Genomic DNA, 13096 nt, shown 5'->3' with positions numbered 1-13096 from the left:
GGTGACGCCTCCGGCGCGGCGGTCGTCCGACGGGCCGCCGCGCCGGAGGTTCCCCGCCCGCCGGGTCCGTCCGGGGACGGGTCAGCGGGCGAGGACGAGGGTGGTGGGCGACGGGGTGTCCAGGAAGCGGACGTCCTGGAATCCGGCGGCGGTGAGCCAGGTGCGGTAGTCGCGGCGCCGCCACGTGGAACCGTGCCGGCTCTTGAGGAGCATCTCGCCGGCGAAGGTCAGCGCGAAGGGCGGGCCACCGCGGTCGTCGTCGGCGATGTAGTCGGAGATGACGAGCGTGCCGCCGGGCCGCAGCGCCCGACGGGCCCGAGTGAAGATCGCCTGATTGTCCTCGGGCCCCTCCTGGTGGGCGATGTTGGAGTACATGACGACGTCGTGGTCGTTGTGGCCGAAGTCGACGGAGTGGAAGTCGCCGTCGATGTGATCGACCCGGTCGCCCACGCCGCGTTCCGCCAGCAGCCGTCGGGCGATCGCGTTGACCGGCGCCCAGTCGATCTGGGTGGCGCGGGCGTCGGGGTTGAGCCCGAGCCAGACGGCCGAACAGACCCCCGAACCGCCGCCGATGTCGAGGACCGAGATCTTCCCGGCGTCCGCCAGCCCGAGCGCCTCGGCGGCCAGGTGCGCCACGGGCACGGTCTGTGCGGCGAGGGCCTGGACGAGTTCCTCCCAGTGCGGGTTGTCGGCGATCTCGACCACCGCTTCCGTCACCGGACCGCCGGCACGTACCGCGTCGGGCAGCGCGGCCAGTGACGCCATGTGGCCCATCTTGAGGCGGGCGAACCCGGTCAGCGACACGGGCCGGCCCGCCACGAGGAAGGCGGACGCCTCCGGGGTGTTGTGGTAACGGCCCTCCGCCACCGTGACCAGTTCCAGGGCGACCAGGCCGTCCAGGAGGGCCTGCGCGCCGCGCGGCGCGATCCCGGCCCGTTCGGCCAGCGCCGCCGGCGTGGCCGCACCGTTCTCCAGGTGCGTGAACAGATCACAGGCCGCCGCCGTGCCCACCATTCCGGTGGCCCAGTAGCCGTTGATCAAGCGCATGATCCGGTCGGACCCGGGTCCGGCCTGCGCGCCGGTGCTGTCGCCGGTACCGTTCACATGGTCCTCCCCGCGTACGGACGCGGCACGGCCCCGGCCACCGGGTGCTTCCGGTGCTCACCGGCCGTGCCGTCGACCCAGGTGCCCAGGGCCATCTCCGCGGTGATGCCCGGGCCGAAGCCGGCGATCACGCCGGTGGCGCCCGTGGGCAGCGGTCCTTCCTCGAACCGTCTGCGCAGTGCGTCGAGCACCACCGCGCTGGCGATGTTGCCGTATTCGGTCAGTGTCTCCCGGCTGTGCCGGAAGACCGAGTGCTCGACCCCGAGGTACCGGGCGAGGTCGTCCAGGATCCGCGGACCGCCGGCGTGCACGATGTAGAAGTCGAGGTCCGCGGCGTTCCAGCCGTGGTCGGCGGCGAGGTCGCGCAGCACCGGGGCGAGCGGTTCCATGGTCCCCGGAACCCGGCGGTCGAGCTGGAAGTGGAACCCGGTGCCGCGTACGGCATAGGAGATCCACTCCTCGGTGTTCGGAATGAGGTAGGAGGCGTTGCGCCGCAGCCGGACACCGGTGACGCCGGGGCCCGGCCGGCCACGCACCACGGCGGCGGCGACCGCGTCCCCGAACAGGCCGTCGGACAGCAGCGCTCCGACGTCGTCTGCGTCGGGCTGGTAGCACAGCGAGCACATCTCGCACGAGACGATCAGTACGTTGCCGTCGGGGTGGGCCGTGCAGAAGTCGTGGGCGCGGTTGATCGCCGCGCCGCCCGCCGCACAGCCGAGCTGGGCGATGGGCAACTGCCGGGTGTCGTAGCGGAACCCCATGGTGTTGATCAGCCATGCGGTGAGCGAGGGCATCATAAAACCGGTGCACGACACGTAGATGATCGCGTCGATGTCCTCGGCCCGCAGCAGGGCGTTCGCCAGGGCCTCCTCGATGGCTTCGGGGCAGCGCTTCTTCGACTCGGTCTCGTAGATCCGGTTGCGTTCCTCGAACCCCGGGTGGTCCAGGGTCCTCTCGACAGGCTGCACCAGGTGACGTTTGCGTACGCCGGTGTTCGCTATCAACCGCAGCGCCAGGGGCAGTTGGGGCTTCCCCGCGTGGGCCTCCCTCGCGAACTCCAGAGTCTGTTCCATGGTGATGGTGTATTCCGGTACCCGTACCGCGGGTTTGCACAGGACGGGCGGGTCCGGCGGCTGATTCTCGGGAAGTGAAGACATGTCTCTGCCTTTGTCCGGCGTCTCGGTCAGTTCGGGCGCAGGTTGTTCCGCAGCTCGGTCCGCAGCACCTCCGCGACACGTTCGACCTGGTCCGGGCGGAGTTCCGCGTGCATGGGAATGGCCAGGTTGCGCCGGAAGAGGTCGGCCGAGACCGGACAGCGCCGCCCGGTGTCGAACACCGGCTGCACATGGCAGGCCCACGTGCCGTGGCCGCACCCGATGCCCTGGGCCCGCAGCGCGGCGGCGAGACCGGAGCGGTCCACCCGTGAGTCGAGGGTGACCAGGTAGGACTGCCAGGCGTGGGTGCGGTCCTCGGGCACGTGCGGCAGCGTGAGCAGTTCCTCGTCGGCCAGCAGCGCCTCGTACGCCGCCGCCACCGCGCGTCGGCGTTCCAGGAGTTCACCGACCCGCTCCAGTTGCACCAGGAGGATCGCGGCGGCGATGTCGGAGAGCTTGTAGTTGTAGCCGATCTCGGTGAACGAGGGGATCGGCAGTCCGGCCGCCTGGGCCTGGTCGTAGATGCTGCCGATGCCGAACGACGACCGGAGGCGGGCCGCCGCTCCGATCACCGGGTCGGCGGCGAGCAGCGCTCCGCCCTCACCGCTGCTGGCGCCCTTGCGGCCGTGGAAGGAGAGGCAGGCCACCGGAGCCAGCGCGCCTGCCGGACGTCCCCGGTAGGTGGCGCCGACCGCGCAGGCGGCGTCCTCCACGACGAACAGTCCGTGGCGGTCGGCGAGGGCCATCAAGTCCGCGTAGTCGGCGGGCAGTCCGAGGGTGTCCACCGCGATCACGCCCACCGTGCGCGCGCTGATCAGATCCGCGACCGCCCGCGGGTCGACGGTCCCGGTGTCGCCGCGCACGTCCGCGAAAACGGGGGTGGCGCCGACGTAGCGCACCGCGTGGGCCGGGGCGGGGAAGGTGTAGTCGGCGACGATCACCTCGTCGCCGGGCTCGACGCCGAGCGCCAGCATGGCCAGGTGGAGGGCCGCTCCGCAGTTGCTCGACGCGACCGCGTCACCGACGCCGTAGTCCTGTCTCAACCGGGCTTCGAGCGCCTTGCCCTTCGGGCCCTGGCCGGCCGGCCAGCCCGAGGCGAACACCTCGGCCGTGGCGGCGAGTTCCCGTTCGCCCAGGCTCGCGTGCACGAGCGGGATGCCGTCCCTGGTCGTCACCGTCATCGGGGGCCGCCCTCTCGGCTCGTTCGTCCCTGATCGGTTCGTCCGCCGGTCACGCCGCGGACCGCCCGGCCGGCCCGGTGGCGGGCGGGGTGTAGCGGAGCGGGGTGATCTGCTGTACGTCGTAGCGCTCGCGCATCCGCTCCACCGCCGCGGAGTCCACGGACCGGCCGGCGGCGAAGATCTCGACGATCTCCTCGAAGTAGCGCTCGTGGTCCGGCGAGGGGGAGCTCTGGAACAGCAAGCGCGCCGGCCGGTCCGTGGGGTTGCGGAAGGCGTGCGGGGTGCCCGGCGGCACGAACATGCAACTGCCGGCGGTCGCCCGGACGGCCCGGTCACCGTTCGGCGCCTCCCAGTCGTGCCAGGTGTCCGGGGTGCGTCGGGTGGGCTCGAACGCCAGGAGCTCCAACTCCCCTTCCAGAAGGTAGAAGAACTCCTGCGAGTGGCTGTGGGTGTGCGCGCCGACGTCGAACCCCGGTGGCACGACCACCTCGAACACGGAGGAGGCGGAGCCGTCCGCGGCCGTGACCTTGAAGGTCACGTCCTGTGCTCTCGTGGTGAGTTTCCTGCCGTGGCCGGGCGGGACGATGAGACCGCTCATGTGGTGTCGCTCTCTCGGGTGGGCCGCCGGCGTCGGCGAGGGCCGGCCGCGCGGCGGGACGCTGCGGAAGCGGAGACCCGTAAGGCCGGGGCCGGACGTGTCGGGACGGCGGGGCGTCGCCGGCGGGCCGCGCGATCCGTGCCCGGGCCGGCCGGTCTCCGCAGTGAGGATGTCAGCGGTGACTTGGGTGCGGCTGGGTCCGGAGTTGGTGTCTGCTTGCCGCCAAGCGGACCCCAATCCACCGGACACTCCCCGGCAAGGGGCGGCACCGAGGATGCGTGTCACACCCGCCCCCCGCGCGAGCCCGGGACGGAGGTGACGGCCACCGGGACCGGGATGATCCCCGCTCGGTCGACGCAAAGGAAAAGCCCATGGGAAGCGTGTCGTCGTACAAGCCCGGTCGCACGCCGCGCCGCGCCGCGGCCCGCACGTCGCCACACCGGTACGGCCTCTACCTCGGTGTCGTACCGGAACGAGCGGCGCGCGTCCGTGGCGCCATGCCGCTCGTCCTCGACCACGACCTCGACGTCCTGCCGGAGGCCGGCCGCCGGCTGACGGTCCGGCGGCTCGCGGACGCCGTGGCGGACATCGCGAACCGCCTCGCCGCCGCCGGGGTGCGCCCCGGCGGCCATGTGGTGGTCTGCAAGGCCCCCAACTTCGACCTCTGGCTGCTGGCGACGGCCGTGGAACGCGTCGGCGCGGTCCCGGTCATGCTCTCGCACCACTTGGACCCCGGATCCGTCGCCGCGTTGCTGGCCCGGCTGGAGCGGCCGTACCTGATCACCGACGGACCCCGGCTCCGCTCCCTGGCCGAGGGCGGCGTCGACCCGGCCGAACTCACCCGGGGCGTGATCGGTGTGGGCGACGCCGGTCCCGGCGCGGTCGCGCTCGCCGAACTGGACGGCACGGTCCCGGTACGGCCGGTGCTGCGCGGTCCGGACGAACCGGCCATGATCACACACACCTCCGGTACCACGGGACTGCCCAAGCTCGTGGTGCACACGCCGCGGACGATGCGGTCCCGGCTGCGGCCGCAGCGGTTCCTGCTGGGGCTGATGGGAAAGCGCGGGACCGTCGCGATCCACCTCCCCTTCGGCCACTCCAGGACGTTCGCGGCGCTGTCGCTCTGCCTCCTCCGGGGCATGCCGGCCCTCTTGGTGAAGGACGGAAGCCCGGACGCCGTCGCAGCGTTCTTCGCCGAACAACGGCCCTGGCTGATCGAGGCGTTGCCCAACTCCTTTCTGGCCTGGGAGGAGCTGGCCGACGACGCGCGCCGTCCGTTCGCTTCGGTGAAGTACTTCAGCAGCACCTTCGACGCGCTGCACCCCAGGACGGTCCGCCGGCTGCTGCACGCCTCCGCCGCCCGACGGGCGCAGTTCTTCCAGATATACGGGCAGAGCGAGGTCGGACCCGCGACCGGCCGGCCCTACTACCGCGGGCCGGCCCGCTGGATGGACGGCCGCTGTGTGGGCTACCCCCTGCCGGGCAGCGCCCGGGTCAGGCTGGTGAGCCGGGACGGCAGGCGGCCCTCACGCCGGCACGCCGGTTTCATCGAGGTCCGCTGGGACGGGCTGGCCAAGACCTACCACGGCGAGCAGGAGCGCTACGACGCCCAGTTGCACGACGGCTGGTGGCGCACCGGGGACGTGGGCTACCGCACCCTGTTCGGGTGCCTGCACATGCTCGACCGCGAGATCGACGAGATCCCCGGGCTGAGGAGCAACCTGGAGGTCGAGGACTTCCTGCTGGACGCGCTGGCGGAGCTTACCGAGGTCGTCGTCGTGCCGGGCCCCGACGCCAAGGCGGTCCCGGTCGTGTGCACCCACCGCGACGAGCCGCTGGACCGGGAGCGCTGGCGCGCCGCCACGGTGGCGTACCCGTCGCTGGCGGATCCCGTCCAGATCCCCCTGGCCGATCTGCCGCGCACCGCCACGCTGAAGACCCGCCGGGTGGAACTCTCCCGCCGCCTCAAGGCCGGCCTGTAGACCCGAGCCGGTACCGGGAACCCGCGTCGGACCGGTCCGACGCGGGTTCCGCGGTTCACCAGGGCCCGTGGTAGGAGAGCCCCAGAACGAGGACCGCCACCGCGGTGGCCAGGAACACGATCCCGCCCACGATGTCGCGGGAGCCCACCCGCAGGTGGGCGATGATGGCGCCGATGAAGTACAGCACGAGGCCGCAGGCGGCGAGCGTCCCCAGGAGCGGCACGGCGAGCCCGGCCAGCAGCCCCACCGTGCCCGCCGCCAGCAACATGCCCAGGACCGGCACGTACTTGCGGGGTATGCCCTTCATGTCCGCCTGAGTCTTGGGATATTCATGGCCGATCAGGTACGTGACGGCGGCGGCACCATTGAAGACCGCGCCGAGGAGGGTGACCGTGACGAAGGCGATGAACACGTTCTCTCCGCTCTCTGGAGACGATGTTTCGGGTGCCCCATCGTGGATGCCGTTCTCTCGGACGGCCGACGGCCGGGCGCGCCGGTGACCTGAAAGCGCGGCCACCGCTGCACAACACCGCGTCCCACTGGTGTCGTTGGGGCTCATACGCTCCCCGCGTGCTGGTGATCGTACATGCGACCAGGGCATGAGCAGCCGGTCTCGCGTGCTTCTGCCGAAGGCGTACCGGGGCCTCGGGCGGTACGGCGGCGCGATGGTCCTCCTCGCCCGGCCGGCCCTGGACTTACCAGGACGCCCAACTATATGGTCGTGGCCCCGGCGTGGTCCCGGCACTGAGGCCGGGGAGCGCGTTTTCACCGGCGGACGGCCGTCCCGCGAGGGCGGTCGTCGACAGGAGGGGCGTCACCGACAGCGCGGCGACGCGACGTCGGGAAGGCGGGGGCGCGTGGTGATCCGGGAGTCAGGCGGTGGTCCTGACGAGAGCAGGCTTCCATGGTCCGCGAACCGACGCATTCCGTCCGGCTCGCCGACATGGCGACCGGGCCGACCGCCGCCCGCGCCCGCACCCTTGTCCGCCGGTCCGCCGAGATCCTGGGCCATGGCGAGGAGCACCGCCATGGCGAGGAGCACCGCGTCTCCTGCGCCGCGCTCGCCACGCCGGATCCGGTGGAGGGCGTCCGCGCCCAGGCCGCCGGCGAAGGCCGGAATCCGCGCCGGAACCCACGCCGGACACCCGCCACGCTCGCCGACGTCTCCGCCGAGGACGTCGAGCGCTTCTTCGCCCCGCTCGGCGACCGGGAGCTCACCCTGGCCCCCGGCGACGGTCCACTACAGGAGGTGCCCTGGTGACTGCGACCCCAGAGAACGCGACGAACCCGACGCATGCGACGACCCCCGCGGCAGGCAAGGCCATCGGCTTCATCGGCCTGGGCAACATGGGCGGCCCGATGACCGCCAACCTCGTCGCGGCCGGATACCGGGTCACCGGTTTCGACCTGCTGCCCGAAGCCGTCGAGGCCGCCGCCAAGACCGGCGTCCGCCCCGCCGCGTCGGCCGCCGAGGCCGTCGCCGACGCGGACCTGGTGTTCACGATGCTGCCGACGGGCCGGCACGTCCTCGGCCTCTACACGGACGGGGGCCTGCTGGCCGCCGCCCGGCCCGGCACGCTCTTCGTCGACAGCTCGACGATCGACGTCGCCGACGCCCGGGCCGCCCACGACGCGGCGCGCGCGGCCGGCCACCGGGCCCTGGACGCCCCCGTCTCGGGCGGGGTGTTCGGCGCCGAGGCCGCCACCCTGACCTTCATGGCCGGCGGCGAGGCGGCGGAGTTCGCGGAGGCCGAGCCGGTGCTGGCCGCGATGGGCCGCAAGATCGTGCACTGCGGGCCCGCGGGCTCCGGCCAGGCCGCCAAGATCTGCAACAACATGATCCTCGGCATCTCGATGATCGCCATCAGCGAGGCCTTCGTCCTCGGCGAGAGCCTCGGCCTCTCCCAGCAGGCCCTGTACGACGTGGCGTCCACGTCCTCCGGGCAGTGCTGGGCCCTGACCGTCAACTGTCCGGTGCCGGGACCGGTCCCGGCCAGCCCGGCCAACCGCGACTACCGCCCCGGCTTCTCCGCCCCGCTGATGGCCAAGGACCTCCGCCTCGCCGCCAACGCCATCCGGGCGGGTGGCGTGGACGCGGACCTCGGGCTGCGCGCGGCCGAGCTCTACACCGCGTTCGCCGAGGGCAGGGGGGCTGAGGAGGACTTCTCCGGGATCTTCCGCGTGATACGGGACAACTCGGGGCAGGCACCGGACGGAGAACGGGAATGACCGACGGCACCTGAGAGCGCCGACCGCGCCTTCGAGACCACCCTCGCCGAGGGCGCCGGCCGCGAACGCCGCCTGTTCCACGCGGCGTTCGCGGCCGAGGACCGGAAGGACGGCATGGCGGCGTTGGTGGAGAAGCGGCCGCCGCGCTTCGCCCACCGCTGATCGCCGGTACGGGCCCGCCGGGCCGCACGAGGGTGCGGTCCGGCGGGCCCGTAGGCCGTCACGGCCACCGGGTACGTCCACCGCGCGAAGCGTCGGTACTTACTCCATCGGGCCCGCCGGTCCCGTACGCCCTCGCCCCGGCGGGCCCGTCCGCTCGGGACGGGCTCCGGCCGGACCGGGCCCGTGTCAGGCCCCCGGCAGCTCCCCGCGGACGGTGCGGGCCGCCGTCACCAGGTTCTCCAGTGACGCCCGGGTCTCCGGCCAGCCGCGGGTCTTCAGCCCGCAGTCCGGGTTGACCCACAGCCGCTCGGCCGGGATCGCCCTCAGCCCGGCGCGCAGCAGCTCCGCCGCCTCCTCCGCGCTCGGCACGCGCGGCGAGTGGATGTCGTACACCCCCGGCCCGGCCTCGCGCGGATAGCCGTGCGCGGCGAGTTCGCGGGCGACCTGCATGTGGGAGCGGGCCGCCTCCAGGCTGATGACGTCGGCGTCGAGGTCGTCGATGGCCTGGACGACGTCCCCGAACTCGGCGTAGCACATGTGCGTGTGGATCTGGGTGTCCGGCCGGACCCCGCCGGTGGTGAGCCGGAACGCCTCGGTGGCCCACGCCAGGTACGCCGGGCGGTCCGCCGCCCGCAGCGGCAGCGTCTCGCGCAGCGCCGGCTCGTCGACCTGGACGACGGACGTGCCCGCCGCCTCCAGGTCGTTCACCTCGTCGCGCAGGGCGAGGGCGACTTGCCGGGCGGTGTCGGCGAGCGGCTGGTCGTCGCGGACGAACGACCAGGCGAGCATGGTGACCGGCCCGGTCAGCATGCCCTTGACGGGACGGCCGGTGAGCGACTGGGCGTACGTCGTCCAGCGCACCGTCATCGGCTCCGGCCGGGAGATGTCCCCGGCGAGGACCGGCGGACGGACGTAGCGGGTGCCGTACGACTGCACCCAGCCGTGCTGCGTGGCGAGGTAGCCCGTGAGCTGCTCGGCGAAGTACTGGACCATGTCGTTGCGTTCGGGCTCGCCGTGCACCAGGACGTCCAGGCCGGTCTTCTCCTGGAAGGAGATCACCTCCTGGATCTCGGCCCTGATGCGCTCCTCGTAGCCGGCCGTGTCGAGCCGGCCCGCGCGCAGGTCGGCGCGGGCGGCGCGGAGTTCGCCGGTCTGCGGGAAGGAGCCGATGGTCGTGGTCGGCAGCAGCGGCAGACCGAGGCGGGCGCGCTGGGCGCCGGCGCGCTCGGCGTACGGCAGGGAGCGGCGGGCGTCGGCGGTGGTGACGGCGGCGGCCCGGGCCCGGACGGCCGGGTCGTGGGTGATCGGGGAGGCCGCGCGGGAGGCCAGGTCGGCCCGGTTGGCGGCCAGTTCGGCGGCGATGGTGTCGGTGCCCTGGGCGAGGCCCTTGGCGAGCGTGACGATCTCGCGCGTCTTCTGCTGCGCGAAGGCCAGCCAGCGCAGGATCTGCGGCTCGATGTCGCGCTCCATGGCGGCGTCGAGGGGGACGTGCAGCAGGGACGAGGACGCGGCGACGTCGACCCACTCGGCGAGGCCGAGCAGGGTGCCCAGGGTGGCGAGGGATTTCTCCAGGTCGTTCACCCAGATGTTGCGGCCGTTGACGACACCGGCGACCAGGCGCTTGCCGGGCAGCCCGCCGGCGGCGGCGAGGTCGCCGAGGTTGGCGGCGGCGGCCTCGGTGAAGTCCAGGGCGAGCCCGTCCACCGGCGCCTTGGCGAGGACGGGCAGCGCCTCCCCGAGCCGGTCGAAGTACGAGGCGACCAGCAGCTTCGGGCGGTCGGGCAGCGCTCCGAGATCGCGGTAGGCGCGCTCGGCGGCGTTCAGCTCGGCCGGGGTGCGGTCCTGCACCAGGGCGGGCTCGTCGAGCTGCACCCACTCGGCGCCGGCCGCCCGCAGGTCGGCCAGCACCTCCGCGTACACCGGCAGCAGGCGGTCCAGGAGGGTGAGCGGGACGAAGTCCGGGTCCACGCCCGGCGCGGGCTTGGCGAGCAGGAGGTAGGTGACGGGTCCCACGAGGACGGGCCGGGCCGTCAGGCCCAGGGCGAGGGCCTCCTTCAACTCCGCGACTTGCTTGGCGGAGTCGGCGCGGAACACCGTGTCCGGGCCCAGCTCCGGCACCAGGTAGTGGTAGTTGGTGTCGAACCACTTGGTCATCTCCAGCGGCGCCACGTCCTGCGTACCCCGCGCCATCGCGAAGTACCCGGCCAGGGCGTCCTCCTCGACGGCCTCCCGGTGCCGGGCGGGGATCGCGCCGACCATGACGGTGGTGTCGAGGACGTGGTCGTAGTACGAGAAGTCGCCGGTGGGTACCTCGTGGAGGCCGGCCGCGGCCAGCTGCTCCCAGGTGTCCCGGCGCAGGCCGGCGGCGGTGGCGCGCAGGGCGTCGGCCGTCACCCGGCCCTTCCAGTAGCCCTCGATCGCCTTCTTGAGTTCACGGTTCCGGCCCTGGCGGGGGTAGCCGTACACGGTGGCCCGTGCTGCCGCGGCTGCGGACTTGCTGGTCACGGAGATCTCCTTCGCGAGATGGATCCCTGAGATCCCGGAACGGCACGAGAGCGCGAAGGGTGACGGACCGGGCGGGCCGGGCGCGCGCGGCATGGCGCGGTCGTCCGCCTGGTATGTACGCCGACCCGCCCTCGAGGTCACCGGGATGTCCGCGCACGAATGGTTCGCGCGCGGGCAGGTGGCAGGTCTTCGGACTCGCGGGCGCGCCTCGTGGCGTACGGAACCCGTCGGATTCCGTACGAGGCACCTACTGGCCGTCGCTTCCCGGGCCCCGTGCGTCGGGCCCAGTGCGTATGACGGCGGTCGTTCCCGCTCACCGCTGCGGGGCAGTCCCGGATTCCCACCGGGTTCCCTCTTGCGACGCTCCCGTCTGGCGGGCGGGGCGAACCAGCTGCGCTCGTCAGCCTAGAGGGTGCGGGGCCCGGGACGGAAGGGAGATCGCGATGCGGAAGGTGAGGTGGGACACGGGGGACAGGCCGTGCGGCGGGAGTGACGACGGGCGTGCGGCGGGTCGGACGGCGGCCGTCCGACTCGTGCGGACCGGGCGCGGCCCGGACCATGGAGGGGTGGACGGCGACCTGGTCCTGGAGGTGGCGCCGACGGCCCGGACGGCCGTGGCGTGGTTGCCGCCGCGCGCCCACTGGCCGGCCGTCCAGGAGATCCGCCGGGAGTACGACCCGCAGGTGCGGCGGTGGCCGCCGCATGTGAACCTGCTGTTCGGCTTCGTACCCGAGGAGTGCTTCCCGCGGGCCCTGCCGCTGCTCTCCGCCGCGGCGGCCGAATGCCCGGCCTTCCCGGTCCGGCCGGCGGGCGTGCGCTACTTCCGGCACCGGCGGTACGCCACGGTGTGGCTCGACCCGGCGGCGGGCGGCGGCCCGGCCCCCTGGGTGCGCCTGCACGAGGAGCTGACGTCCCGCTTCCCGCTGTGCCGCGGGCGCGGCGAGCGCTTCGTCCCGCACCTCTCCCTCGGGCGCACCACGGAGCCGCGTGCCCTGGCCGCCGAGCTGGCCGCCCGGCTGGGTCCGATGCCGGGTGAGGTCGAGGAGATCGTGGTGCTCTCCCGGCGCGGGGAGGAGCCCATGCGGACGCGGGCCGTGGTCACGCTGGGGACGGGGGAGGTGCGGTGGGCGGGGGACTGAGGGGGTCGGCGCCGATCGTCCCCGGCGCCGACCGGCGGCGTGTCGTCGAGGTACGCCGCCCGGGCCCGGACGCGGTCCGCGCGCACGCCCGGGGCGGAGCTCCCCCGGACAGGCCGGGCTTCCACCCGTCCTGGGACGGCAGTTACGAAAGGTGTTTGCACAGGGAACAACACTGTTGCGGCGCGCGAGGTTGCCCTAGATTCCCTCCGTATGGCGTAACTGATGTGCGCCTTGGGAGAGTTGACCGGGAGGCTTCCTTGAACGGAACGTTACGGACGACGGCCGGACTCACCGCGGTCGCGGCGGCCCTGCTGGCCGGCGTGGCGCTGGCCGCCCCGGCGTCGGCCGCCACCGCCGCGCCGTCCCGGGGAGCGGTGACGGCGGGCCCGGCCACCTACTACGTCTACGTCACCGGGGTCGCCGGCTCGCTGGACGGCGCCCGCGCGAACGCGAACCACAAGCTTCCGAAGAACTGTTACCCCTGGGGCATAGTGGCCAGTGGCACCACCCCCGACAACAACATCTGGGTGACCGTCCAGGGCAACTGCTCCGGGGAGCAGTGACCGGAGACAGCACCCGCGCGGCAAGGACCGAGGGGCGCCGACCCAACCGGCGCCCCTCGGGGCTTTCCGGGGCTCTATCGGGGCTCTAAGGGAGGGACCTCAGCGCCCCGAAGGCCGTCCGTCCGGCGTTTCCGCCGTTCGCCCGTGCCACACCGTCCGAGGGCGGCCCCATCAGTGTGCCCCCGGCACCCGGCCCGGCCGGGCGCGCGCCGGCCGCGACAGGCCCTGGAGGGCGCCCTCACCCCGTTCGCCGTCGGCCGGACCGTCGGCGTGCCCCGCCAACCGGTCCGGACCGAGGCCGCGTTCCCGCTTCCCGCCCGTGTTCCGGCTGCCCGACGAAGGCCGGTCGGCCGGCTCCGGAAGCATCCTGACCACCGGTCCGCCCCGCGATGTGACGCGCCCCCAGGCCGGACATCCGCAGGTGGGTAGCCGTGGCCGGACGTCCTCCCGCACGTCGACTACGAGAACAGGGCCCT

The 13096-nt window shown here is 73.3% G+C and carries 11 protein-coding genes, 1 pseudogene and 1 riboswitch; of the genes and pseudogenes, 6 read left to right on the top strand and 6 right to left on the bottom strand.

Annotated elements, in window-relative coordinates; all coding sequences use genetic code 11:
* Positions 1–81: 81 nt before the first annotated feature.
* The 4 genes from ACH4PU_RS15230 to ACH4PU_RS15215 form a co-directional block, all read right to left on the bottom strand.
* Positions 82–1104, bottom strand: coding sequence for a methyltransferase (locus ACH4PU_RS15230; RefSeq protein WP_398271509.1), 1023 nt, complete (start codon positions 1102–1104; stop codon positions 82–84).
* Positions 1101–2177, bottom strand: a complete 1077-nt coding sequence (locus ACH4PU_RS15225; RefSeq protein ID WP_398271507.1) for a type III polyketide synthase — start codon at positions 2175–2177, stop codon at positions 1101–1103. The genes ACH4PU_RS15230 and ACH4PU_RS15225 overlap by 4 nt, the downstream gene beginning before the upstream one ends.
* A gap of 110 nt (positions 2178–2287) precedes the next feature.
* A complete protein-coding gene (locus tag ACH4PU_RS15220; RefSeq protein WP_398271505.1) occupies positions 2288–3439 on the bottom strand; it encodes a DegT/DnrJ/EryC1/StrS family aminotransferase in 1152 nt (383 codons plus the stop codon).
* A gap of 49 nt (positions 3440–3488) precedes the next feature.
* Positions 3489–4037, bottom strand: a complete 549-nt coding sequence (locus ACH4PU_RS15215) for a cupin domain-containing protein (protein ID WP_398271503.1) — start codon at positions 4035–4037, stop codon at positions 3489–3491.
* 371 nt (positions 4038–4408) lie between these two features.
* Here ACH4PU_RS15215 and ACH4PU_RS15210 point away from each other — a divergent pair, with 371 nt between their 5' ends.
* On the top strand, positions 4409–6022 hold the full coding sequence (locus ACH4PU_RS15210; protein ID WP_398271501.1) for a class I adenylate-forming enzyme family protein: 1614 nt from the start codon (positions 4409–4411) through the stop codon (positions 6020–6022).
* Between the two features lie 55 nt (positions 6023–6077).
* Here ACH4PU_RS15210 and ACH4PU_RS15205 read toward each other — a convergent pair whose 3' ends face one another.
* Positions 6078–6434, bottom strand: coding sequence for a DoxX family protein (locus tag ACH4PU_RS15205; RefSeq protein ID WP_398271499.1), 357 nt, complete (start codon positions 6432–6434; stop codon positions 6078–6080).
* A 492-nt stretch (positions 6435–6926) separates the two neighbouring features.
* On the opposite strand from ACH4PU_RS15205, the gene ACH4PU_RS15200 reads away from it, so the two are divergent.
* The 3 genes and pseudogenes from ACH4PU_RS15200 to ACH4PU_RS15190 all read left to right on the top strand — a co-directional run.
* Positions 6927–7283 (top strand): hypothetical protein, encoded by a 357-nt coding sequence (locus ACH4PU_RS15200; protein WP_398271497.1) that lies wholly within the window; start codon positions 6927–6929, stop codon positions 7281–7283.
* Positions 7280–8251: a 3-hydroxyisobutyrate dehydrogenase gene (mmsB, locus tag ACH4PU_RS15195; RefSeq protein ID WP_398271495.1), complete on the top strand. Its 972-nt coding sequence runs from the start codon at positions 7280–7282 to the stop codon at positions 8249–8251. Before ACH4PU_RS15200 ends, mmsB begins: the two co-directional genes overlap by 4 nt.
* 6 nt (positions 8252–8257) lie before the next feature.
* Positions 8258–8413: pseudogene (locus ACH4PU_RS15190) on the top strand (enoyl-CoA hydratase); the annotation flags it as partial.
* Between the two features lie 186 nt (positions 8414–8599).
* On the opposite strand, the gene metE reads toward ACH4PU_RS15190, so the two are convergent.
* Positions 8600–10918, bottom strand: coding sequence for a 5-methyltetrahydropteroyltriglutamate--homocysteine S-methyltransferase (gene metE / locus ACH4PU_RS15185; RefSeq protein WP_398271493.1), 2319 nt, complete (start codon positions 10916–10918; stop codon positions 8600–8602).
* A gap of 183 nt (positions 10919–11101) precedes the next feature.
* A riboswitch (cobalamin riboswitch) is annotated at positions 11102–11275 on the bottom strand.
* Positions 11276–11484: 209 nt separating this feature from the next.
* On the opposite strand from metE, the gene ACH4PU_RS15180 reads away from it, so the two are divergent.
* Both ACH4PU_RS15180 and ACH4PU_RS15175 read left to right on the top strand, forming a co-directional pair.
* Positions 11485–12057, top strand: a complete 573-nt coding sequence (locus ACH4PU_RS15180) for a 2'-5' RNA ligase family protein (RefSeq protein WP_398271491.1) — start codon at positions 11485–11487, stop codon at positions 12055–12057.
* 257 nt (positions 12058–12314) lie between these two features.
* Positions 12315–12620: a hypothetical protein gene (locus ACH4PU_RS15175; protein WP_398271489.1), complete on the top strand. Its 306-nt coding sequence runs from the start codon at positions 12315–12317 to the stop codon at positions 12618–12620.
* The last annotated feature ends 476 nt before the right edge of the window (positions 12621–13096 follow it).

The organism is Streptomyces sp. NPDC021100, from assembly GCF_044333095.1.
Taxonomy (GTDB): Bacteria; Actinomycetota; Actinomycetes; order Streptomycetales; family Streptomycetaceae; genus Streptomyces.
This window is presented reverse-complemented; position numbering and strand designations above follow the sequence as displayed.

Coding starts and splice junctions, on each gene's coding strand:
- ACH4PU_RS15225 (WP_398271507.1), bottom strand. CDS start 2,177: ATGGAACAGACTCTGGAGTTCGCGAGGGAGGCCCACGCGGGGAAGCCC.
- ACH4PU_RS15220 (WP_398271505.1), bottom strand. CDS start 3,439: ATGACGGTGACGACCAGGGACGGCATCCCGCTCGTGCACGCGAGCCTG.
- ACH4PU_RS15215 (WP_398271503.1), bottom strand. CDS start 4,037: ATGAGCGGTCTCATCGTCCCGCCCGGCCACGGCAGGAAACTCACCACG.
- ACH4PU_RS15210 (WP_398271501.1), top strand. CDS start 4,409: ATGGGAAGCGTGTCGTCGTACAAGCCCGGTCGCACGCCGCGCCGCGCC.
- ACH4PU_RS15200 (WP_398271497.1), top strand. CDS start 6,927: ATGGTCCGCGAACCGACGCATTCCGTCCGGCTCGCCGACATGGCGACC.